The sequence below is a fragment of the Amycolatopsis oliviviridis genome, from assembly GCF_014654365.1.
GTDB lineage: Bacteria > Actinomycetota > Actinomycetes > Mycobacteriales > Pseudonocardiaceae > Amycolatopsis > Amycolatopsis oliviviridis.
This window is the reverse complement of sequence record NZ_BNAY01000004.1, coordinates 552,858-575,281: the sequence shown is the minus strand read 5'-3', so window position 1 is coordinate 575,281 and position 22,424 is coordinate 552,858. Positions and strand designations below refer to the sequence as shown.

Genomic DNA, 22,424 nt, shown 5'->3' with positions numbered 1-22,424 from the left:
GGAGCACGAAAACGTGACCTCAACCACCGCCGGACGTGAAACAGTTTTCACTTACGGTGCCCCGGCCCTGAAATACGGCACCGGATCGAGTGACGAGATCGGCTACGACCTCACTCAGTACGGCGCCCGCCGGGTACTCGTCCTGACCGACGCGGACGTCGCCGCGACCGGCTGGCCACAGCGGATCGCCGAAGGCATCGAGGGCTACGGCATCGAAGCGGTCGTCTTCGACGGCGTGCACGTCGAGCCGACCGACGTCAGCATGCGGAAGGCCGTCGACTTCGCCCGCGGGCAGGGCGAGTGGGACGCCTTCGTCGCCGTGGGTGGCGGATCGGCCATCGACACCGCCAAGGCGGTGAACCTGCTGACCAGCAACGACGGCGATCTGCTGGATTACGTCAACGCCCCGGTCGGCGGTGGCCGCGCGCCGAGCGCGCCGCTGAAACCGCTGGTCGCGGTGCCGACCACCACCGGGACCGGTTCGGAGAGCACCACGGTCTGCGTGCTGGACGTGTTGTCACTGCGGGTGAAGAGCGGCATCAGCCATCTCCGGCTGCGGCCGAGCCTCGCCGTGGTCGACCCGAGGCTGACCGTCTCGCAGCCGCCGGAGGTCACCGCCGCGAGCGGGATGGACATCCTTTGCCACGCCGCGGAAAGCTATACGGCCAAGCCGTACACCGAGTTCGACCGGAAGCGGCCCGAGGACCGGGTTCCTTACTGTGGCTCGAATCCGCTGGCGGACATGTTCGCCGAGCAGTCGCTGCGGCTGCTGTCGTGGGCGCTGCCCGCTGCCGTGCGGGACGGCTCGGACCTGAAGGCTCGCGAGGCGATGGCGCTCGCGGCGACGTTCGCCGGGCTCGGTTTCGGCAACGCCGGCGTGCACATTCCGCACGCCAACGCGTATCCGATCGCCGGGCAGGTCCGGGAGTTCCATCCCGCCGGGTATCCGGGCGAGGAGGCGATGGTGCCGCACGGGATGGCCGTCTCGCTGACCGCGCCCGCGGCGTTCCGGTTCACCTTCGACGCCGCTCCCGACCGGCACGAGCGGGTGGCCCGGCTGCTCGCGCCGGATTTCGAATGGCCGGGCGATCTGCGGGACCACCTGCCCGCGGTGCTGCGGCAGATCATGCGGGAGATCGGGATCCCCAACGGGATCGGCGCCGTCGGCTACACCGAGTCCGATGTGGACTCACTGGTGTCCGGCACGGTGAAACAACAACGACTGCTGGCGACGGCACCGCGTGAAGCGTCCGAAGAGGACCTCGCGGGGATCCTGCGGGACTCGGTGACGCTGTGGTGAACGCCGAGTACCCGCACTGGCAGACGGTTCCGTTGCGGTGGAAGGACAACGACGTCTACGGGCACGTCAACAACGTCGTCCACTACTCGGTGATGGACACCGTGATCAACACGTGGCTGATCGAACGCGGCGGGCTCGACATCGAAACCGGCGGCGTCATCGGGCTGTGCGTGGAATCGCAGTGCAAGTACCACGCTTCGGTGTCGTTCCCGGGAGAACTCGAAGTCGGCCTGCGGGTCGGGCATCTCGGCCGGTCCAGCGTCCGCTACGAGGTCGGGATGTACTCGAAGGAGACGGTGATCGCGGAGGGGCACTTCGTGCACGTCTTCGTCGATCGCGAGTCCCGGCGGCCGGTCCCCGTCGAGGGTCTACTCAGGAGCGCGCTGGAAGAACTGCGCACTGGGCTGGGGTAGCCGCGGCGACCACGCGTGCATGAGCTGGGCGTAGCGCGTGGACCGGTCCATGAGTTCGAGGTGGGTGCCCAGGGCGGTCTCCTTGCCGTCCATCACCAGGACCCGGTCCGCGCGCAACGCCGAGGTCAGCCGGTGCGCGATCACCACCAGCACCCCGCCCCGCTCGGCGAACGCCCGTTCCGCGCGGGCTTCCGCCGGCGGATCCAGGTGCGACGTCGCCTCGTCGAGGACGACGACGCCCGCGTCGCTCGCGTACACCCGCGCGAGCGCGATCAGCTGTGCCTCGCCGGCGGACAGCGTGCCGTGCCCGATCTCGCCATCGAGCCCGCCCAGCCGCGTCACCAGCGGTTCCGCGCCGACGGCCGTCACCGCGGCCAGCAGTTCACCGTCCATCGCGGTCTGCGCGAACAGGCCGACGTTGTCCCGCACGGACCCCGCGAAGACGTAGGCCTCCTGCGGGATCAGCGCGACCATCCGGTGCCGCAGCGCCGCCGGGACCTCCCGGACCGGGACCCCGCCGAGCAGCACGCGGCCCGCCTGCGGTTCGAGCATCCCGGTCAGGAGCCCGGCCAAAGTCGACTTGCCGATCCCGCTCGGGCCCACCACCGCGAGCCGCTCGCCGGGCCGCAGGTGCAGGTCGAGACCACGCACCACCGGTTGCGCCGCCGCGCCCCAGCTGAAGGTGAGGTCACGGACGTAGATCGCGGTCCCGTCGGGTTCGGCCGTGCCGTCGGGCTCCGGTTCGGCCTCCGCGGTCTCCGCCAGCCGCCGCAACGCGACGATCAGCCGCAGCACCACGGTGCTCGCGGTCGAGGCAAGGCCCCGCAACGCCGGCTGCATCGTCGTCGCCAGGTAGACGAGCGCGCCGAGCGCGGCGCCCGCGGTGAGCACCCCGTCCCTGACCATTCCCGGCGCCACCAGCAACGCCAGGAGGAGCGGCACGAACCCGCCCGTCGCGATCACCACCGCCCGCGCCGCCCCGGACCGCGCCACCCGCACCGCCGCCTTGGCCTGCGTGTCGATGGCGTCGTAGAGATCAAGGGCGGCCAGGGGTTCCGCGCCGCAGGCGACGATGTCACGCATCCCGGACAACGACGCGCCCGCGACCTCGGCGGTCCGTTCGTCGGCCAAGGCGAGCGCCCGCTGACGACGGGCCAGCGACGGGAGCAGGCAGGCGAACACGGCCACCGCGACCACCACCGGGATCGCGACGATCAGCGCCAGCGAACCGGCGACGGTGAACAGCCCGGCCAGCGCCGCCACCGTCGTCACGACCATCGCGCGCGCCTGCACCAGAAGCCCGGCCGTGGCGTCGCGGACCACCTCGACGTGCTGGGTGATGCGGGCGACGCCGCTGGCGTCCGGCTGGTTCCGCGGCGGCGCGGGATCGTGCAGGACCCCGCGCACGACGGCGGTCACCAGCGCGTCGCGCAACGGCTCGACGACCTTGCCGAGCTGATGCCACACCAGCCGGGAACCGAACGCCCCGATCACGGCGACCAGCCCGAAGACCGCGAGCCAACGCAGTCCGGTGCCTGGCCGATCCGCGGCAAACCCCTCGTCAACCGCGAGTTCGACCAGGCGACCGGACAAGAACGCGGGCGCGCTCTCCAGGACGGAGCAGGCCAGCAGGACCAGCCCGCCTCTCCACTGCCCGGCCAGCGCCGAGCGGTAGAGCCCCCAGACGCTCACTGCTCACCCTCGGTGAAAACAGCCTGATACGCCGGATTTCGCCAAAGCTCTCCATGCGGGCCGACCGCCCGGACCCGGCCGTCTTCCAGCCACACCACCGTGTCCGCTCGCGCCGCGGTGGCCGCGCGATGCGTCACCACGACCCGCGTCCGGCCGGGCAGCGTGCGTTCGATCGCCTCCTCGACGGCGGCTTCGGTGACCGTGTCGAGGCTGGCGGTGGCGTCGTCGAGGATGAGCACTCGCGGCGCGTGCGCGATCGCGCGCGCCAGCCCGATCCGCTGCGCCTCCCCGCCGGAGAGCGGGGTTTCCGAAAGCGGCGTCCGGTAGCCGTCCGGCAGCCGGACGATCAGATCGTCGACCTGCGCGGACCGGCACGCGCCGCGCACGGCGGCCTCCCCCGCCCACGAGCCGTAGCCGACGGCGTCGCCGACGGTCGCGCCGAGCAGCGCGGGCCGTTCGAAGGCGAACCCGACGACGGCGCGGAGTTCGTACGGCCGCAGCTTCTCCAGCGGGCGCCCGTCGAGCGTGGCCGTTCCCTCGTCCGGGGTGAGGAGTCCGCCGAGGACGTTGACCAGCGCGGACTTCCCCGAGCCGGACCGCCCGACGACCGCGGTGAACTTCCCGCCACGCACGAGCAGATCGACGTCCCGCAACGCGCCTTCGACGGTGACCCCGCGCAGTTCGAGCGTGCCGCGTCCGGGGACGACGCCGAGTTCGCCCGGCTCGGGGACCGGCGCGTCCAGCACCTCGTTGATCCGCCGCGCGCACGACCGCGCGCGGGAAAGTGTGGTGAGCAAAGGAATCTGGCTGACCAGGCCCATGCCGAGGGCGACGTAACCGAGTGCCGCGAGCACCTGGCCGACGGTCAGCCTGCCCGCCATCACGCCGAAACCGGCGGCCGCGAGCACCGCGAGTTCCACCGCGGGCAGCAGCAGACCGGACCGCCACACCATCCGCGCCTGCGTACGCCACATCCCGCGGCCGGCGAGGCTCAGTTTCGGCAGTGGCCGCAGCACCCGTTCGGCCTCGCGGTCGGCGGTACCCGACGCGGCGATCGTGCGGAGCCCGGCGACGGCGTCGACCATCCTCGCCGCCAGTTCGCCGGACACCTCTTGATAGGTCAGGACGTCGTCGGCGGTGTTCTTCAGATGAGAGCGCGCGAACATCAGGCCGAACGGGATGCTGCCGAGGAAGACGAGCGCGAGCCGCCAGTCCATCAGCGCGAGCAGGACGACGGAACCACCGGAGATCAGGGTGGTCGATCCGAGCTGGACGACGACCGAGGCGATCAGCCCCGCGCCGGTGCAGTCACCGGTGAGCCTGCTGATCGCGTCGCCGTCGGCGAACCTCGAACGGGTGCCGAGCGCGAGATAGCGGTCGGCCAGCCGTCGGCGCAGCCAGGCCGTCGCGGAACTGGTCATCCGCGCGGTCACGATCCCGCCGATCAGGGCGACGGCGATCTCGGTGACACCGAGGACGATCAGCCAGGAGACTTCGGGAAGGCTGGGACGGCCCGCCACGACGGCGTCAACGGCGGCCGCGAGCGCTCCGGGCAGGAGCAGCCCGGACGCCGTCCCGGCCAGCGCGCTCAAGACCAGCGCGCTCAAGCGGGGACGATCGAGGGCGGCCACCGTGAGCAACAGCCGATCGGCTGACCCCGCCATCCCACTCCCTAATCCGTGATCCCATCGAGACGAAGCTAAAGGCAAAATGAGAGCGCGGGAGCGGCGCACTTGGCCTGTGCCGCTCCCGCGCCCTTCGTCGATCAGACCTGGATCAGTGGCAGGTCAGCAGGCTGATGGTGCTGTCCGCGCAGGACGCGAGCAGGCTCAGGTTGCTGGTGCCGCCGTGGCTGCCGCCGTGGCCACCGTCGAGAACCTCGGGGGCGTCCAGGGCCTGCAGGTCGAGAACCAGTTCCATGGTGTTCCCTTTCACTAGTTACCTCTTCGTCCGCCGTCCTCACTGGACGGCAGTTCTGGAGGACAGGAAAGGCAGCGCGGCCTTCCCGTCCAGGGTCGCGGCGAGGGCGAGCAGGACGCCCGCGCCGCCGGTGACGACATCCATCGACAGCCGCAGCAGCTGGTTGCCGGGGAACGCCAGGCCGCCCTTGTACGGCACCGCGTACCAGGCCAGCCGGGAAAGATGCAGGTCGATGGCGTCGCGGACGGTCCGGTCCGGTTCGGCGCCCATGGCCAGCGCGGTCATCAGCCCGCACCGGCCGAACAACAGACCGGGGTGGATGACGAACTCGCCGCGGCACGCCTCGCGCAGGCCGTGAAGGCTCTTCAACGCCTTCGCGTCCGGACGGTGCTTCGCCAGTTCCTCGGCGACCATGAGGATCCCGGCGCTGCCGACGCCCGCGTAGGGCAAAGTCCGGGTCTCGCCGTCGCGGACCTGCAGCGAGCCGTCGTTGGACTCGGCGCACTCCTCGATGTCCCGCTCCAAGGCCTGGTCGGCGAAGGACAGCCAGCCCGCTTCGCGAGTGCGCTCGAACAACCGGACGAACAGCAGCGCCGGACCGGACCAGCCGTTGAGCAGCCCGGCCCGGGCGAAATCGCCGGGCGGGTCGGCGGTCTCGAGCGCCTCGGCGAGCCGGACGGCGGTGCCCAGCGCCTGCCTGCCGAACTCGTTGTCCTTGCGGGCCACCGCGAAATGCAGCTGGGTGAGCCCGATCCCGGAGAGCCCGCCTTCGAGGCCGTGGTCGGTGGTCTGCTCGACCAGCGTCGCCGACGACGCCAGCAGCTTGGTGGCCTCGTCCCGGTAACCGAGCTCTTCGAGGACGTACGCGATCCCGTACGAACCGTCGTAGAACCCCGGGCGTCCCGGCGGATCGCGGCGGATCGAGTCCAGTAGCCAGCGTTCGTGCGCCGGGTGGCGCTCGCCGCCGACGGTGTTCAGGGCGTGGAGCACGCCGGCCGCGCCGTAGCCGAAGCACGCTCCGCCGACGCGGAACTGCTCGATGTCGCCGGGGAAGAGCCGGTCGGTGCGCTCGGGGGTCGCGCTGGCGAGGATCGCCTCGGTGATCTGCTTGCGGACCAGCGCCCAGTCCGGCTCGCCCTGGTCCAGCTCGGTCGCGCTCGTCAGCGGCGGGATGTTCCGGGGCGCGAGCACCGCGACGATCGAGTCGGCGTAGCCCTCCGGGACGTCGAAGCGTTTCTGGACGAAGTCCGCGAGCCCGCGCAGCTTCGCCGGGGCGAGCTCCAGGAGCGTGGTGAGCGGCAGGAAGATCCACAGCTTCAGGACGGCGAGCGCGTACTCGTCGACCTCGAACCCCTTCCGGTCACGCGGGGCGCGGAAACCGGGGGCGCCGAGAGCGGGCCGGACGCCGCTTTCGCTGTCGGCCGCCATCTCGAAGTCGATCAGCGAGACGGCGTCGTCGTCACCGTCGACCAGGATGTTCAGGGAGTGCAGGTCGCCGAAGACGATCCCGCGGTCGTGCACGTCGCCGACCAGCTTCTCCACGCGCCGGACCAGGGCCAGCGCGCGTCCGGTGTACTCGGCGATGTCGGCCTCGGTGGTGTCCCGCCGGGTGAGCGGGTAGTTGCGGGCGAGCCAGTTGCCGAGCGAAATGCCCGGCATGTACTCCATCGCCAGGAAGTGGTGCTCCCAGACGGTGAAGCGGTCGAAGGCGGTGGGGACGCCGTCGACGCCCTTCAGCCGCTCCAGCACCTCGTGCTCGCGGCGGAGCCGTTCGACGGCGTCGATCTCGTCGCGGTCCAGGCCGGCGAACGGCCTGGCCTCCTTCAGGACCACCCGCTCGTCGTCGGCGTTCCGGTCGGCGAGGTACACGCCGCCGCCGTTCGAGAAGTGCAGTGAACTCTTCACTCGATAGGGGAACTGATCCGTGCCGCCGCTCTTGCGAGCTGCGAGATGAGGTGCGAGGAACTCCGGAATGGTCACCCAGTCGGGTACGGAGAAGGTCGGCTCGCGCTTGTCCGGGACCAGCGTTCCGTCCGGTTTGCGCACCGCGAGGACACGTTTTCCGTCGAGTTCGACCCATTGCTCTGCGAATCCGCCATAGCGGACGTAGAGCGGCCCGGCACCGTACCGGAGATCACTGAGAATGTATGCCCCGGGTTCCCCGTCGAGCTTCGCGGACAACTCGGCCAGGACGCGTTCGAGCTCGTTGTTGTCAGCTGGATAAAGAGTCAGTAACTTGCCGCTTCCATCACGCGGAGCGTATTTAGAATTTCGTGCCAGCAAGGTGGTCCGCGAACGCAGATGCTTGTACGAGACGTCGTGCTCGACACAATGCTCGTGCACCTTCACGAGCACGCGCTCGGCGTTGCCCAACCCGGCCGACACGTGGATTTTCCAGCCCTGCAAGGGAAGGTTTCGATCAACAGGGTGCAACATCCGCCATACTCCGCGCACCCCGGAGCGCCAGCCCGACTCGGGAGCGGGCAACAGGGAGGCGAAATCATCGGACGAATTCCCGGTTTCCCGCTGTTCATCGAAGAACAGAGGATCGGCGAAGCAATACGCTTCGTACCGGACATCCATTGATCGCCCCCTCCTTCGGCACCAATCGGATGGGCCATGTGCACCATCGCGATGGAGAATATTCCACCCGCCGGATACCGAACGGCCAATCCGCCATACCGGGGGTTCGGATGGGCTGTTCAGGGACGTGAATTCGAAACCTACCGAATGGTAGGGGTACCCAGCGTGAGATCAACTGGGATTTCAACCACCCGGTCGGTGTGTAACAGGAACGAACCTGCGACGTAATCCCAGGTAGCGACGCCGATCACAATTAGACACCAGGGAATTGACAGAGCGCCAACCCCGCGCGCTTCGTGATCTATTCACCTGAGGTCTGGACCACTGCACGTTTCGTGGCGCCCGCCACGCACCTCACCGGTCGCCCGTCGGCGATGATCGGCCCGGAGGTACGTTGTCGCCGGTGGAGCGGGTAAGGAGGCGGGCGTGATCACAGGCCTCGCGGTGACCGTCGCGATCTGCGCGACGCTGGTCGCGGTGTGGAGTTTCGTGCAGTCCGTGCGCAAAAAACTTCCGGACAACGCCTTGCTGGCCGGCCTCGCCGTCGTCGAGCTCCTCCTGGTGGCCCAGCTCGTCATCGGCGTCGTGTTGCTGATCGGCGGCGGCCGTCCGGGCAGCATGGCCACCTATCTCGCCTACCTGATCGGCAGCCTGGTCGTGCTCCCGCTCGGGACGTTCTGGGCGCTGGCCGAGCGCACGCGATCGAGCACCGCGATCCTCGGGATCGCCTGTCTCGCCATCCCGGTGATGGTGCTGCGGCTGCACGAGGTCTGGGCGGGCGCCAGTGCCTGAAGAAACCGAGGAGCGAACGGTGGACACCCACCCGGACAAGACCTCCGGCCCGGGACGGATCCTGGTCGCCGTGTACGCGATCTTCGCGCTGGCGGCGACATCGCGCGCCGCCGTGCAGATCAGCACCAAATTCTCCGAGGCCCCGCTGGCCTACGTCCTCTCCGCGTTCGCGGCCGTCGTCTATCTCCTGGCCACCGTGGCGCTGGCCCGCCGCGGCGCGGGCTGGTGGCGGATCGCGCTGGTCGCCTGCGGGATCGAACTGCTCGGCGTGCTGACCGTCGGCACGTTCAGCCTCTTCGACCGCGAGGCCTTCCCTCACGCCACCGTGTGGTCGGTGTACGGGCAGGGCTACCTCTTCATCCCGCTGGTGCTGCCGGTGATCGGGCTGTTCTGGTTGCGGCGGACGAAGCCCTGACGGACAGCGCGCTCCGCTCACTCACTTCTCGAAGCAGCCCTTTTCGTTGAGCGGCCCGAACGTGGGCAGGACCAGCCCGCACAGGTAGCCGTCGATCCAGCGCCCGTTGCCCGCGACGTTGGTGAGCACCCGGATCGCCGGGGCGAACGCCGCGATCCCCTTGGCCAGCGAGTCCTGGTTGCGCTGGAGCATCGACGTCAGCCGGTCGAGTTGTTCGAGCACCGGCGCGAGTTGCCCGTCGTTGTCGGCGATGATGCCGTCGAGAGCGGTCGCGAGCCGTTTCGAGCCGTCGAGCAGGTCCTTGATCGCCTGCTGCCGAGTCGAGATCGCGCGCAGGAGCGCGTTTCCGTCCTGGACCAGCCGCTGGGCCTCGGTGTCGCGGTCGACGAGGGTCTGCGAGACCTGCCGCGTGTTCGCCACCAGCGTCCGGAGTTGCCGGTCGCGGGAGGCGATGGTGCCGGAGAGCTTCGAGATCCCGTCGAGCGCGGCACGGACGTCCGCGGGCGTGTCGGCGAAGGTGGCCGAGATGGCGTCGAAGCTCTTCGCGAGCTGATCGACGTCGACCGCATCGACGGTCTTCGACAGATCCCGAAACGCTTCAAGAACGTCGTATGGCGCGGTGGTCCGCCGCAAGGGGATCGCGTCGCCGGGATCGAGGATCGCCTCGCCGCGCGGGTCGAGCGCCAGATACTTCTGCCCCAGGACGTTCTTGATCTGGATGGACGCGCTCGTGGCGTCGCCGACCCACGCGTCCTTGACCCGGAAGGAGACGAGCACGCGATCGCCTTCGAGGTCGATCTCGGAGACCTTGCCGACCTTCACCCCGGCGATCCGCACGTCGTTGTCCGCGCGCAGCCCGCCCGCGTCGGAGAATTCGGCGGAATAGGTGGTGCCGCCGCCGATCACCGGCAGGGCGTCGGCGTTGAGCGCCGCCGCCATCCCGAGGGCCATCGTGGTGAGCCCGGCGAGCGCCAGCTTGACCGGATCCACCGCGCCGAAGGACCTCATCGCCTCACCTCGCTGGTCACGAGCGGCAAACTCTAGGGGCCGCCCGTGCCCATCGCCAGGCGAAACGTTGCACCGATCGGGTACTGTCGAATGTCCATTATGGACCATCGAAGGGTGTCGAGCCGGACTTCGTAGTGGAGCGTCTTGTACTTCTTCAGCCGGTGCGCGAGCGGGACGAGGAAGCCGTGCAGGAGCCGATGCTTCCTGGCGAGGAGAGCGGCCGCGTGCCGCGCCTCGTCGCCGTCGAGCAGGCGAACCTGTCCGCTCACGGGATCCCCGGTCGGGACGCCGCGGAAGGTCGACGGGGCGATTTCGACCCGTGGATCGTTCCGCAGCCGCTTGGCCTTCCACGCCGCGTCATACGTGCGGATGTAGGCGTGGTCCCCTTCGACGGCGATGTTGACCGGAGTCCCGACTGGCGTCCCGTCCCGTTTGAACGTCTTCAGCAGGATCGTCTTCTGGTCGGTGAACCTGGTGAGCTGTGTTGTCATATCCCTGGGACGACGCCGCCGCGCGGAACGTGACGGCTATCGCCAGAGCGCGTCCGCCGTCCCTCGCGCGACATGCTCCTCGTAGACCTCGACCTTCCTGCTGATCACTTCCAGGCAGTCGGCCAGTTCGGCGATCCGGTCACGGACGGTGTCCTGATGCGCCCGCAGCAGCTCCAGCCGCTTCTCCTCGTTTCCCGGCCCCTGCCGGACGAGCTCGGCGAACTCGCGGATCGTGGCGAGCGGCATCCCGGACGCCCGGAACTTCGTGCAGTTCACCAGCCATTCGACGTCGTACTCGGTGTACACGCGGCGGCCGTTCGCGTCCCGTTTCACCGGCGCCGCGAGCAGCCCTTCCTTCTCGTAGAAGCGAAGCGCGTGCACACTGAGGCCCGTCCGGGCGGTGACCTGGCCGATCGCGAGTTCCGTCACGGGGCGACCCTAACGGTTGACCTAGAGAGCCCTCTAGCTCCTAGCGTTCGCCGCATGATCACCGCACAGCACAAAATCGGGTCCGGCTTCGACGCTCGCAGTACCGCCGCGGAAGTCCTGACCGGGATCGACCTCACAGGCAGGCTCGCCGTCGTCACCGGCGGATATTCGGGGCTGGGCCTGGAAACCACGCGGGCGCTGGCGAACGCGGGCGCGCACGTCGTCGTCCCCGCCCGCCGTCCGGCCGACGCGGAGAGCGCCCTCGCCGGGATCTCCGGCACCGAGGTCGGCGAACTCGACCTCGCCGACCTGACGAGCGTCGAGACCTTCGCCCGCCGGTTCCTCTCCACCGGTCGCCCGGTCGACCTCCTGATCGCCGGCGCCGGGATCATGGCCGCGCCCGAACGGCGGGTCGGCCGCGGCTGGGAGTCGCATTTCGCGATCTGCCACCTCGGCCATCACGCCCTGACAGGCCGTCTTTGGCCCGCGCTGACGGCGTCCGGTGGCGCCCGGGTCGTCACGGTCGCCTCCTCCGGTCACCATTCCTCGCCGATGCGCTGGGACGACGTCCACTTCGAGCGCGGCTACGACAGGTGGCTCGCCTATGGCCAGGCCAAGACCGCGAACGTGCTGTTCGCGGTGCATCTCGACAAGCTCGGCGCCGAGCACGGGATCCGCGCGTTCAGCCTGCACCCGGGCGCCATCCTCACTCCCCTGCAACGGCATCTGCGGCAGGAGGAGATGGTCGAGCGCGGCTGGATCGACGAGCACGGGCACCAGGCCGATCCGGATTTCAAGTCGCCGGAGCAGGGCGCGGCCACCCAGGTCTGGGCGGCGACGTCGCCGTCACTCGACGGTATGGGCGGGCTCTACTGCGAGGACTGCGACGTCGCCGAAATCGCCCATGAAGAGGGCGAGTGGGTCGGCGTGCGCCCCTACGCGATCGACGCCGGTGAGGCCGAGCGGCTGTGGCGGTTGTCCACCGACCTCACCGGTGTCTCCCCCTGCTAGTTCCAGAACTTGATCTCGGGGTTGCCCGCCACCGGTCCGTCCAGCAGCGGCTGACGCGCGCCGCGCAGGTGCTTGTCGAAGAACGCGGAGAGATAAGCCCTGGTCAGCTGCATTCCGCGCACGCCGTCGAGCACACCAGGCTCCCTCAGTCCGAGCTGTTCACCGAGAACGCCGACGTCGGTGAAGGACGGATGCGCGGCCGCGGCGACGCTGATCCAGCGCTTCCAGCCGGTGAGGTTCGGCCAGCTGCCGGCCCACGTCGTGTCCGGACCGGCCGGGGTGTACTCGCTTTCGCGGCCGAGCAGCAGGAACGGCCGGTCGATCCCGGACGCGGGGATCGGCGACCACAGCCTGCCGTCCATATCGGCTCCGGCCCGGATCCGCTGGTCGGCGAGCATCGCCGTCGGCGTGCTGTACCCGCCGATGGAGTGCCCGGCCATGCCGATCCGGGTCCGGTCGATCAACCGGGACCACTGCGAAGAAGCCCTGGTCAGCGTGTCGAGGACGAACGAGACGTCCGCGGCGCGCACCGGTGGGAGCAGCTTCGAGTCCGAACCGCACGCGACGCAGCCGGTGACGTGCCCGTCGGGGAAGCCGGTGGCGAAGGATTCGTAGTTGTGGCCGATCACCGCGACGACGAAACCCTTGCTCGCCAGTTCCTCCGCCAGCCCGGTGAGCGTGGTGCGCGGTTTGTTGAACCCCGGTGACAGGACGACCAGCGCGCGCTTCCCCGGCAAGGGCGGGGTGTCGACCCGGGCGCTGGTCCGGAGACCGGCGAGCAGTCCGGGGTCGATGTCGGGGAGGCCCGATCCGGCCAGGAACAGCTTGGCCTCGGCCAAAGTGAGATACGGCCGTTTCGGGCCGACCGGCAGCAGCGCCGGGTAGAACATCGACACCATCAGCTCTCGCGGCCCGGTCGGCACCCAGGGGTCCTTGCGCGCCTGGTCGACCAGGTGCAGGTCGGTGGAGCCGACGGGATACGAGCCGGTCGGCGGCGGCAACGTCAGCCGCGGGACCGCCGAAGCCGGACTCGCGAGGGACACCATGCCAGCGAGGGCGGCCACTGCGACGAGAAGCCTTCTCATGGGGATTCCGTTCTGTCGAGGATCTTCCGCCGCCCAGCCTGAGACCGCGCGGCGTATTCGCGCGTCTGCCGGAGGTCGTATCCCGATGTCTGCCGCGAGAGGGATCCGCTGCATTCGATCCGGGATTACGCTCGGCTGGTGCTGGCCAATCTCAGGAGTCACCCCAAGGCCGTCGACCTCGGTCTGGTCGTCCTCATCGGACTGTCCACTGTGGCCTCGGCCGATGATCCCGAGGGTGTCGAGTGGTGGCTGACCTCCTTGGTGTCCTTGGCTTCCTTGCTGATCCGGCATCGCAATCCCACGATCACCTTCGCGACCGGTTCCGCGGTCTCGCTGCTGCACCTGGCCATGGGCAACGATCTCCGCCCGGTCGACGTCGTGGCGTTGATCGGTCTCTTCTCCGTCGCGGCCTGGGGATCGCGGCGGCTCTCCCTGACGTTGCTGGCGGCGGGACTGCTGGTCGCCGGGGCGTGGTCGTTCCACGCCTCCCAAGCGAATTCGCGGGAACCGGCCCCGCGGCCGCCGCGGATCATCATCATCGATCCACTGGCACCCTTCGACACCGATACCGACACGCGGCAAGTGCAGGACTGGGGCGGTTTCCCGGGCATCGAGCTGTCGCTCACGGTGGCGTGGCTGGCCGGGTTGAACACCCGGCAGCGCCGGATCCGCCTGTCGGTGCTGGAACAGCGGGCCGCCGATCTCGAACGCGAGCGGGACACCCAGGCCGCGCTGGCCGTGGTCGCCGAACGCGGCCGGATCAGCCGCGAACTGCACGACGTCGTCGCGCACGCGCTTTCCGTGATGGTGTTGCAGGCCCAAGGCGCCCAAGCGGAACTGGAGCGGCGGCCCGAGCGGTCGCGGGAGGCGCTGGACGCCGTGGTCGGCACCGGGCGGACCGCGTTGAGCGAGATCCGGCGGCTGCTCGGCGCGCTCGGGGGAGACGAGCCGGACTGGGAGCCCCAGCCCGGCGCGGAACGTTTGCCGAGGCTGGTCGCCGACGTCCGTTCCGCGGGCACGCCGGTCGAGTTCCTGGTCGAAGGGGAACCGCGACCCCTTCCGTCCACAGTGGACTTGGCGGCCTACCGGATCGTGCAGGAGGCGCTGACGAACGTGCTGAAACACGCCGGACCGGGCGCGTCGGTGACTATCGTGATGCGGTACGACCCCGGAACACTGGCGATCGAGGTGTCCGACGACGGCGTCTCGGCGGAACCGCCGTCCGGCACCGGGCACGGCCTCGAAGGGATGCGGGAACGGGTGAACGTACTGGGCGGCACCTTCACGGCGGGAACGCGGCCGGACCGCGGCTTCACCGTCCGCGCGACCCTGCCGTCATGACGATCCGGGTGGTCATCGCCGACGACCAGGCGCTCGTGCGCACCGGCCTGCGGATGATCCTGGACAACGCCGAAGACATCGACGTCGTCGGCGAGGCCGGGGACGGCGCGGAGGCCGTCACGCTGGTGGCGGAGCTCGATCCCGACATCGTGCTGATGGACATCCGGATGCCCGAGATGGACGGCGTCGAGGCCACCGCCGCGATCGCCGCGGCCCATCGCGCCCGCGTCCTGGTGCTGACCACCTTCGACCTGGACGAATACGTCTACGCCGCGCTCCAGGCGGGAGCCAGCGGCTTCCTGCTCAAGGACGCGCTGGCGCCGGACCTGCTCGCCGGCGTCCGCGTCGTCGCCGCCGGAGAGGCGACCCTCGCGCCCACCGTCACCCGGCGGCTGCTCGACCGTGTCGTCACCGGCCTGCCCGCCCCGGCCCCGGACCGCAGGCTCGCCCGGCTCACCGAGCGTGAAAACGAGGTGCTGCGGCTGCTGGCCCGCGGCCTGTCCAACGCCGAGATCGCCGAGAAACTGTTTCTTTCACAGGGGACGGTGAAAACCCACGTCGGCCGTATCCTCACGAAACTCGGCCTCCGCGACCGCGTGCAGGCCGTCGTCTTCGCCTACGAGTCCGGGATGATCAGCCGGTGACCGCGGCGGGCGCGCGCCAGTGCTTGCCGCGGCGGGGCCGCCGGTGCTGTCCGCGGCGCCCGAGGTCGGCGAGGCCGTCCGCGGGGCGCGCGGCGAATTCCTCCGCCGTGATGCCCATCCGCACCAGGTACTTGATCTCGCCGCGCACCACTTCGGTGTCGCGCAGCCTGCCTTCCTCGCGGAAGCCGAGACCACCGTGCAGCGAAAGGGACGCCAGGTTGCCGCCGTACACGGTGACCTCGCATTTGCGGAAGCCTCGCTGCTCGAACATATGCGCCAGGAGGACGGTGATCGCGTCCGTGGCGTAGCCGCAGCGCTGGTGACGCGGGGCGATCCCGATGCCGTAGCCGAAGTGGCCGGTCACCGGGTCGGCGCCGATGGTGCAGACCGACCCGACCAGCATCCGGCCGCGGACCGTCTCGATGCCGAAGTGGATGTCGTCGCCCGCGGAACCCGAACGGTGCGAGGCCCAATGCCGGTGCCCGCCGCCGATCAGCGTCGACGCCTCGCGGGCCATGTCGCGGTCGAAGCCCATCAGGACCCGCCGGTCCCGGAGACCGACCTCGCGCAACCGCACCTTCCGCCCGACCTGCTCGGGCTCCGGGGCGGAGCGGCTCACCGCGTCCGGCCGCACGGGTGCTCACGAACGATCACAAGCATGCATCGACGATATCGGTAGTGGCGGGGCGCGTCGCCGTGGGCCCGAGATGACCCTGGCCACTCGCCCCGCCCTCGCCGTCAGAACTGGCCGCAGTTCCCCGCCGCCTGCTTCCCCGCGAACCGCTCGGCCAGCCAGTTCGCCGCGTTGCCCTGGGCGCCGGAGATGCCAAGGACGTGGGAGAAGACCGGGCTGAACGACGGGATGTCCTGGAACCGCACGTTCGCGCCCTTGGCGCACCAGTCCTTGCCGAGCTGCTTGCCGATGCTCGACGGGATGACGTCGTCGTTGGGCGTGTGCTCGACCAGCACCGGCGCCGCGGGCTTGAGGTTCCCGATGCGGTTGGCCGAGACGATCCCTCGGAAGGGCTCCTGTTCCAGGTAGGCCGAGACCGGCCGCCCGTCCTTCGTCAGCTGGCTGGAGTTCTTGTACATGTACTTGAAGACGGCGTCCAGCGTGCAGGTGGTGCGTGCCTCGTCGAAGAGCTGTTTGCCGGCGTCGTTGGCCAGGTCCAGGATCCCGGCTTCCGGATAGGCCGCGTTCAGGCCGATCAGCGAATACCCCAGGAATCCGACGTACATCCCGCCGTCGAGGCTTTTCGCGAGGACGGCCTTGTCCGCGGGAGCCGCTCCGACGTAGGCGCCTTTCAGGTCGAGTTCGGGAGCGTACGAGGGCGCCAGTTCGACGGCCGAAGCCGAAGCGCCGCCACCTTCCGAGTAGCCCGCGACACCCACGGGTGACGAGGCCGAAAGCCCGGTGCCGGGCAGGCGCTGCGCCGCCCGCAGGACGTCGAGAACCGCGTGGGCTTCGGCCTCCCGCACCACGTACGTGTGCTCGCCCGGCGTCCCGAGCCCCTGGTAGTCGGTCTGGGCGACCGCGAACCCCTTGTCCAGCAAGGAAGTCACGAAGGAACTCTGGAACGACGAAACGAAGTCGCCGCCCTCGCCCGCCAGCGCCTTCGACGGCGCGCACTGATCACCCATACCCGCCGTGAACGGCGCGTACGCCACGATCGGCCGTTGCCCAGGCCCGCTCCATGCCTTGTCGGGCACCAGAACCGTGCCCGTCACCGGGATCGCGCGGTTCGCGGCGTCCCGGCTCAGGTACATGACCCTGGTCGACTCGGCACCGGTGAACTTCGACGGCAACGTCTTGAGCACGTCGCCGTTGCTGCCCGGCGGAAGCGGTGACGGCGGCTCGTAGAAGCCGGGATCGGCGCCGGCGGGCGCGGCACCGAAGGACACCAGGGCGGCGGCGAGGCCTGCGGTCACCGACAGGGACAGCAGGGCACGCAGACGGGACGGACGAACGGAAAAAGGCATGCTGAACTCCACTGATGAGTTCGGTTTCCTCTCGCGGGACCGGCGAGAGGAAACCCACAGTGGAGGCAGGCGGAGGGGCCGTCAACCAGCGATTTCGAGCCTTATCAGCTCGCTGAGGACGCGATTTCGGGTTTTTGTCACCCGTTGGAGTGCCCTAAACGCCCGAAGGCCCCCACCCGGAACGGATGGAGGCCTTCGGCGTGGAAAAAGTCAGATGGCGACGACGCGCTGGGCCTGCGGGCCCTTCTGACCTTGGCCGATCTCGAACTCGACGCGCTGCCCTTCGTCCAGGGACTTGAAGCCGGTGCCCTGAATCTCCGAGTAGTGCACGAAAACGTCCGGTCCGCCGTCGTCCTGAGCGATGAAGCCGAAGCCCTTTTCGCCGTTGAACCACTTGACGCTGCCCTGAGCCATACTTTTCTACCTGCTCTTCATAGCGAGTCTGAGCTCATTCGATGCCCAGATCTCACCGACCATTCTCGCAGGTCCTGCCGCCGAGCACACCTCCCCGGGCCGAATTCGGACAGATCCGCAGGTCAACGTCACCCTTGGCGAGTCGGCCGGATGGTCAGGCCCCCGGATCTCGACGTCCTCGGGCTGGTCGATCGCGAAGGCGATCGCCCTGGCGACGGCCGCGGGGTCGATCCCGAGCTCGGCGATCGGGCTGAGCGTGGCGACCCCGGCGTTGCCCACGAAGACGTCCAAGCGGCCGAAGCGCTCGATGGCGGCGTCATCGTGCTGATCAGCTGGTTGTCCCGGCTGGACGACGCCGAAGTCGACGAGCGTGGCCCGCGGCTGCTGTCGATCCTTGTCGACAGCCTCCGCGCGAGGGCTTGACCGCGGGCCCTCGCGGCGTCAGTGCGCTTCCGGGCCGGAGCCGAGCCGGTACTGCACGGGACGGCCGTCCGCGTCCTGAACCGGGACCGGCCTGCCCTCGGCGTCCACGATCTTGCCGTCGACGATCTTGTCGCCGTTTTTGAGCTGGGACAAGGCTTTGAGGTCGGAGTAGTCGATCACCCGGGTCGCCGTCGCGAACACCGACGGGTCACTGCCCGCCTTGCCCGGCTTCAGATGGTTGAACACCAGGTTCAGCACGACGGCCAGGAGCGCGGCGGAGCTGATCCCCGAATGGAAGATCGTGCCGACCCACCCCGGGAAATGGTGGTAGAAGTCCGGAATCGCGATCGGGACCATGCCGAGGCCGACCGAAGCGGCGACGATGACCAGATTCAGGTTCCCGTCGTAGTCCACTTTGGACAGTGTCTTGATACCGGACGCCGCGACCGTGCCGAACAGCACGAGACCGGCGCCGCCGAGGACCGGGTACGGGATCGCGGCGACCACCCGGCCGAGGATCGGGAGCATCCCGAGGACCAGCAGCACCACCCCGCCCGCGGTCACCACGAACCTGCTTCTGACCCCGGTGATCGCGACCAAGCCGACGTTCTGGGCAAACGCGCTCTGGGTGAAGCCGTTGAAGACCGGCGCGATCGCCGAGGACGCCATGTCGGCGCGCAGGCCGTCGCCGATCCGGCGCCTGCCGACCCGCGTCCCGACGATCTCGCCCACCGCGAGCAGGTCGGCCGTGGTCTCGGTGAGAGTCACCAGCACGACGATCGACATCGACACGATCGCGGCGATGTCGAAGGTCGGCGCGCCGAAGCTGAACGGCGTCGGCAGCGCGAAGATCGGGCCGTCCGCGACCTTGGAGAAGTCGGCCTTGCCCAGCAGGGCGGCCAGCACGGTGCCGACCACGATCGACAGCAGGATCGAGAGCCGGGAGATCGCCGGGACGGCGACCTTGCTGAGCACCAGCACGATCGCCAGCGTCAGCGCGGCCAGCCCGATATTGGAGACCGAGCCGAAGTCCGGCGCCTTGTCGTTGTTGCCCATCGCCCACTTGGCCGCGACCGGCATCAGGCTGAGCCCGATCACCGTGATCACCGTCCCGGTGACGACCGGCGGGAAGTACTTCACCAGCCGCGAGAAGACCGGCGTGATGAGCAGTCCGAGCACCGAGGACGCGATCACCGCGCCGAAGACGCCGGGGAGTCCGCCGTCGGCCACGATCGCGGTCATCGTCGCCACGCCGGCGAAGGAAGTGCCCTGGACCAGCGGCAACCGGGAGCCGAAGAAGGGCACGCCGTACGACTGCAGGATCGTCGCCAGACCGCCGATGAACAGGCACGACGCGACGAGCAGCCCGATCTCGGCCGGCGAGACGCCCGCGGCGCCGCCGATGATCAGCGGCGGCGCGATGATCCCGCCGTACATCGTCAGGACGTGCTGGATGCCGTAAGTGAAACTCTTGCCGATCCCGAGCCGTTCGTCCTCGGGCCCACCCCTCGCGGCCGCTGCGGTCTGCGTCCTCTTCACCATGGATCCGCCTCTCGATAGAAGCGAGCGATGCCGGGCAATTTCGATCTGCGGAGGTTAACTTCCACATAGCAGAACGGCAAGACCCGAATTCGGCGGGTGATCTTCGAGCCCGGATGGCGCGGATCACCTGATCGTTGCCTTCGGCGGACCGGCTTTGGTATACCAAATAGGGTTCGTCGAGAAAGGTGTCTTCCGTGCTGATCCGGGACGTCCGCCCTTGGGGTGGACAGCGCAGTGACGTCGAAGTGGCCGAGGGCAGGATCGCCGCGGTGCGCCCGCACGACCCCGCCGCCGCTCCGGCACCCGACACCGTCGAAGGGCGCGGCCGGCTGCTGTTCCCGTCGTTCAGCGACGTGCACGTCCACCTGGATTCGACCCGCGTCGGCCTGCCGTTCCGGCCGCACACCGGAGCGCCGGGCGTGTGGGCGATGATGCTGAACGACCGCGAGAACTGGCGCGACGCCGAGGTCCCGCTGCCCGAGCGCGTCGCCGGGACGCTGGAGCGGATGATCGCCAACGGCACCACGCGGGTGCGCACCTACGCGCAGGTGGACGTCGACTGCAAGCTGGAGAAGCTCGACGCCGTACTCGCCGCGAAGGAACGCTTCGCCGGGCACGCGGACGTCGAAATCATGGCGTTTCCGCAGGCCGGGATCCTGCGTGAGCCCGGCACCGTGGACGTGCTGGAGGCCTCGCTACGTTCGGGCGCCACCGTCGTCGGCGGGATCGACCCGTGCTCGCTGGACAAGGACCCCAAGGGACATCTCGACGTCGTGTTCGGCCTCGCCGAGAAGTACGGCGTGGAGGTGGACATCCACCTGCACGAACCGGGTCATCTCGGCGTTTTCTCGACCGACCTGGTGATCGAGCGGGTCCGCGCGCTGGACATGCGCGGCAAGGTGACGATGTCGCACGCGTACGAGCTGGGGTCGATCTCGGAATCGGTGAGCCGCCGCCTGATCGACACGTTCGCGGAGCTGGACATCGCGATGGCGACCGTCGCGCCGTCCGCCGACGGCCAGCTGTCACTGCCGGACCTCACGACCGCGGGCGTGCGCGTCGGCCTCGGCGAAGACGGCCAGCGGGATTACTGGAGCCCCTACGGCAACTGCGATCTGCTCGACCGCACCTGGCAATTGGCCTTCACCCACGGCTTCCGCCGCGACGACCTGATCGAGATGGCCCTGGCCGTCGCGACGATGGGCGGCGCCTCGATCATGAGCCACGGCGTCCCGCGGCTGGCGAGCATCGCCGACCGGCCCGGCGTGGCCGTGGGCGACCGCGCCGATCTGCTGCTGGTGGACGGTGAGACCCCGACGAGCGCGGTGATGGACCGCGGCAAGGACCGCACCGTGCTGCACGACGGCGTCGTCGTGGCGGACGGCCTCGCCGTGGTGGAGTTCTGATCAGAGCTCGCCGGCTCGCTCGTACAACTTCCGCACCGGCTCGGTCAGCGCGGCACCGCTCAGGTCCGTCGTCACGCCGTCCTCGGTCATCGTCCCCCGGCTCGTGACGCTGAAGATGGTGCCCTTGCCGGTGGCGGGATCGAAGTTCCGCAGCCACGGGCCGCCGCTGGAGCCGCCCGCGAGGTCGCAATCGGTGTTCCACGTCGTGTTGACCGAGTTCTCCTGGTACGTGGCGGGCCGCGCGCAGGAGAACAACGCCTCACCGCCGGCCGCCTGCGAAACGGGGTAGCCGAGCATCGTCGTGTCCACAGTGGACGGAAGCTTCCCGAACGAGATCTCCTGCGTTCCCGCGACGTCCGCGACATGGCGGCCGTCGACCGGATCCAGGGCGAGCACGGCGTCGTCGTCCGCCCCGCTCGTCGGGCCCGAATACGTGCTGGACCAGGCGAAAGCCCGGGCCGCGAACACCCCGTGCGGCGCCTCGCCGTGGTCGTAACCCGGGACGAACACGACGTTGACGATCTTGATCGGGTTGTCGAACCGGTCGAAGCCGCCGTTCACGCAATGCCCGGCGGTGAGGGCCACGTCCTTGCTGGAGCTGGGAACCACCGTCGCCGTGCAGGATCCGTCGACCCCGGGCCGGGCGGTGAAGAACAGCCGTCCGACCCCCGACGGCACCGGCCCCGCCCATTCGCGGCCGATCTTCTCCGCGGGCGGCAAATCCTCCTCGCCCACCCATTGACGCATCCGCTCCGGCGTCCAGTGAGCCAGCGCCGCCGCCCGGTCGGCCTCGCTCACCACGGTCACCACCTGGTCGTCGGCCGCGGACGCCGGCGCCGCGACCACCGCCGTCGCGGCGCCGAGAGCGGCCGACAGGGCAACGACACGGCGAGCTGCGCGCTTCAAGTCCATGATCAAGAGACGTCCCGGGCGCCGCGAAGGTTGTTCACCGGATCCGGTCACCGGAGGATGGGTGCATGATCGGTGACCGATGGGGCGTGAGCGACGACGAGATCGCGCGCGCTTATCCGTGCGACGACTTCGTCACCTCCCCGACGCTTCGCGCCTGGCGAGGCGTGAGTGTCGAGGCACCCACCGAAGCGGTGTGGCCGTGGGTCGCGCAAGTGCGGCTCGCGCCTTACTCGTACGACTGGATCGACAACCTCGGCCGCCGCTCACCCCGCGAGCTTTTGGATCTTCCCGAGCCCCGAGTCGGCGAAACGTTCACCGCCACCGGCGGGCGCAAGCTCGGCCGCGTCGTCTCGGTCGCGCCGGGGGAACAGCTGACGGGCGCCATCATGGGCGCCTTCATGTCCTACGTACTCATACCCCAGGAGCGGGACACTTCGCGCCTGCTGCTGAAGGTCGTCATGCGCACCAACCGCTTGGTGGCCGTCGGGGTTTCCGTCGGTGATCTGGTCATGGCCCGACGGCAGCTGCTCACCTTCAAGCAGCTCGCCGAACAGCACCGGAGTTGACGAGCTTCCTCCGGGTCACTCGTCAGGCTGACTCCCGTTGTGCCACCCGCCTGCTGC

23 protein-coding genes are annotated in these 22,424 nt (G+C 69.4%); 10 read left to right on the top strand and 13 right to left on the bottom strand.

The features are described from left to right. Positions 1–13: 13 nt before the first annotated feature. Both IE302_RS20640 and IE302_RS20635 read left to right on the top strand, forming a co-directional pair. A complete protein-coding gene (locus tag IE302_RS20640) occupies positions 14–1,300 on the top strand; it encodes a hydroxyacid-oxoacid transhydrogenase (protein ID WP_191256112.1) in 1,287 nt (428 codons plus the stop codon). Then, entirely contained in the window at positions 1,294–1,713 is a 420-nt protein-coding gene (locus tag IE302_RS20635) for an acyl-CoA thioesterase (protein WP_191256111.1), read from the top strand. Before IE302_RS20640 ends, IE302_RS20635 begins: the two co-directional genes overlap by 7 nt. On the opposite strand, the gene IE302_RS20630 is transcribed toward IE302_RS20635, so the two are convergent. The 4 genes from IE302_RS20630 to lanKC form a co-directional block, all read right to left on the bottom strand. Continuing rightward, positions 1,669–3,405, bottom strand: coding sequence for an ABC transporter ATP-binding protein (locus IE302_RS20630; RefSeq protein WP_191256110.1), 1,737 nt, complete (start codon positions 3,403–3,405; stop codon positions 1,669–1,671). The genes IE302_RS20635 and IE302_RS20630 overlap by 45 nt on opposite strands. After that, positions 3,402–5,069, bottom strand: coding sequence for an ABC transporter ATP-binding protein (locus IE302_RS20625; protein ID WP_191256109.1), 1,668 nt, complete (start codon positions 5,067–5,069; stop codon positions 3,402–3,404). The genes IE302_RS20630 and IE302_RS20625 overlap by 4 nt, the downstream gene beginning before the upstream one ends. Positions 5,070–5,181: 112 nt before the next feature. After that, the gene (locus IE302_RS20620) at positions 5,182–5,325 is read right to left on the bottom strand and encodes a SapB/AmfS family lanthipeptide (protein ID WP_191256108.1); all 144 of its coding nucleotides are present in this window, start codon (positions 5,323–5,325) and stop codon (positions 5,182–5,184) included. A gap of 39 nt (positions 5,326–5,364) precedes the next feature. Beyond that, positions 5,365–7,908 (bottom strand): class III lanthionine synthetase LanKC, encoded by a 2,544-nt coding sequence (lanKC, locus tag IE302_RS20615; RefSeq protein ID WP_191256107.1) that lies wholly within the window; start codon positions 7,906–7,908, stop codon positions 5,365–5,367. Between the two features lie 426 nt (positions 7,909–8,334). On the opposite strand from lanKC, the gene IE302_RS20610 reads away from it, so the two are divergent. Next, positions 8,335–8,700, top strand: coding sequence for a hypothetical protein (locus IE302_RS20610; protein ID WP_191256106.1), 366 nt, complete (start codon positions 8,335–8,337; stop codon positions 8,698–8,700). Further along, on the top strand, positions 8,693–9,115 hold the full coding sequence (locus IE302_RS20605) for a hypothetical protein (protein WP_191256105.1): 423 nt from the start codon (positions 8,693–8,695) through the stop codon (positions 9,113–9,115). Before IE302_RS20610 ends, IE302_RS20605 begins: the two co-directional genes overlap by 8 nt. A 21-nt stretch (positions 9,116–9,136) precedes the next feature. Here IE302_RS20605 and IE302_RS20600 read toward each other — a convergent pair whose 3' ends face one another. Genes IE302_RS20600 through IE302_RS20590 form a run of 3 tightly spaced genes read right to left on the bottom strand, consistent with a single transcriptional unit; the run spans position 9,137 to position 11,043 of the window. After that, on the bottom strand, positions 9,137–10,123 hold the full coding sequence (locus tag IE302_RS20600) for an MCE family protein (RefSeq protein ID WP_191256104.1): 987 nt from the start codon (positions 10,121–10,123) through the stop codon (positions 9,137–9,139). 32 nt (positions 10,124–10,155) lie between these two features. Beyond that, positions 10,156–10,614 (bottom strand): PPOX class F420-dependent oxidoreductase, encoded by a 459-nt coding sequence (locus IE302_RS20595; protein ID WP_229907868.1) that lies wholly within the window; start codon positions 10,612–10,614, stop codon positions 10,156–10,158. Between the two features lie 36 nt (positions 10,615–10,650). After that, positions 10,651–11,043 carry a MerR family transcriptional regulator gene (locus tag IE302_RS20590; RefSeq protein ID WP_191256103.1) on the bottom strand — a complete coding sequence of 131 codons (393 nt, stop codon included), beginning with the start codon at positions 11,041–11,043 and terminating at the stop codon, positions 10,651–10,653. 54 nt (positions 11,044–11,097) lie between these two features. Here IE302_RS20590 and IE302_RS20585 point away from each other — a divergent pair, with 54 nt between their 5' ends. Next, complete coding sequence (locus IE302_RS20585) at positions 11,098–12,054, top strand: SDR family NAD(P)-dependent oxidoreductase (protein WP_191256102.1); 957 nt, start codon at positions 11,098–11,100, stop codon at positions 12,052–12,054. On the opposite strand, the gene IE302_RS20580 is transcribed toward IE302_RS20585, so the two are convergent. Beyond that, positions 12,051–13,139, bottom strand: a complete 1,089-nt coding sequence (locus IE302_RS20580) for an alpha/beta hydrolase family protein (RefSeq protein WP_191256101.1) — start codon at positions 13,137–13,139, stop codon at positions 12,051–12,053. The two genes, IE302_RS20585 and IE302_RS20580, sit on opposite strands and share 4 nt — an antisense overlap. A 138-nt stretch (positions 13,140–13,277) precedes the next feature. On the opposite strand from IE302_RS20580, the gene IE302_RS20575 reads away from it, so the two are divergent. Then, positions 13,278–14,480 carry a sensor histidine kinase gene (locus tag IE302_RS20575; RefSeq protein WP_191256100.1) on the top strand — a complete coding sequence of 401 codons (1,203 nt, stop codon included), beginning with the start codon at positions 13,278–13,280 and terminating at the stop codon, positions 14,478–14,480. Then, on the top strand, positions 14,477–15,124 hold the full coding sequence (locus IE302_RS20570) for a response regulator (protein ID WP_191256099.1): 648 nt from the start codon (positions 14,477–14,479) through the stop codon (positions 15,122–15,124). The genes IE302_RS20575 and IE302_RS20570 overlap by 4 nt, the downstream gene beginning before the upstream one ends. Here IE302_RS20570 and IE302_RS20565 read toward each other — a convergent pair. From IE302_RS20565 to IE302_RS20555, 3 genes are all read right to left on the bottom strand, one after another. Beyond that, entirely contained in the window at positions 15,114–15,758 is a 645-nt protein-coding gene (locus IE302_RS20565; protein ID WP_191256098.1) for a GNAT family N-acetyltransferase, read from the bottom strand. The two genes, IE302_RS20570 and IE302_RS20565, sit on opposite strands and share 11 nt — an antisense overlap. A gap of 104 nt (positions 15,759–15,862) precedes the next feature. After that, complete coding sequence (locus tag IE302_RS20560) at positions 15,863–17,104, bottom strand: lipase family protein (RefSeq protein ID WP_373308008.1); 1,242 nt, start codon at positions 17,102–17,104, stop codon at positions 15,863–15,865. Between the two features lie 210 nt (positions 17,105–17,314). Continuing rightward, positions 17,315–17,518, bottom strand: a complete 204-nt coding sequence (locus tag IE302_RS20555) for a cold-shock protein (RefSeq protein WP_016330817.1) — start codon at positions 17,516–17,518, stop codon at positions 17,315–17,317. Between the two features lie 150 nt (positions 17,519–17,668). Here IE302_RS20555 and IE302_RS43325 point away from each other — a divergent pair, with 150 nt between their 5' ends. Further along, positions 17,669–17,941: a hypothetical protein gene (locus IE302_RS43325; RefSeq protein ID WP_229907867.1), complete on the top strand. Its 273-nt coding sequence runs from the start codon at positions 17,669–17,671 to the stop codon at positions 17,939–17,941. An 18-nt stretch (positions 17,942–17,959) separates the two neighbouring features. Here the strand turns inward: IE302_RS43325 and IE302_RS20545 are convergent, their stop codons facing one another. Next, on the bottom strand, positions 17,960–19,483 hold the full coding sequence (locus tag IE302_RS20545) for a nucleobase:cation symporter-2 family protein (RefSeq protein WP_191256096.1): 1,524 nt from the start codon (positions 19,481–19,483) through the stop codon (positions 17,960–17,962). A gap of 194 nt (positions 19,484–19,677) precedes the next feature. On the opposite strand from IE302_RS20545, the gene IE302_RS20540 reads away from it, so the two are divergent. Then, entirely contained in the window at positions 19,678–20,889 is a 1,212-nt protein-coding gene (locus IE302_RS20540) for an amidohydrolase family protein (RefSeq protein WP_191256095.1), read from the top strand. Here IE302_RS20540 and IE302_RS20535 read toward each other — a convergent pair whose 3' ends face one another. Continuing rightward, complete coding sequence (locus IE302_RS20535; RefSeq protein WP_229907866.1) at positions 20,890–21,801, bottom strand: trypsin-like serine peptidase; 912 nt, start codon at positions 21,799–21,801, stop codon at positions 20,890–20,892. Between the two features lie 65 nt (positions 21,802–21,866). Between IE302_RS20535 and IE302_RS20530 the strand changes: the two genes are divergently transcribed. Beyond that, complete coding sequence (locus IE302_RS20530) at positions 21,867–22,367, top strand: polyketide cyclase (RefSeq protein WP_191256094.1); 501 nt, start codon at positions 21,867–21,869, stop codon at positions 22,365–22,367. The last annotated feature ends 57 nt before the right edge of the window (positions 22,368–22,424 follow it).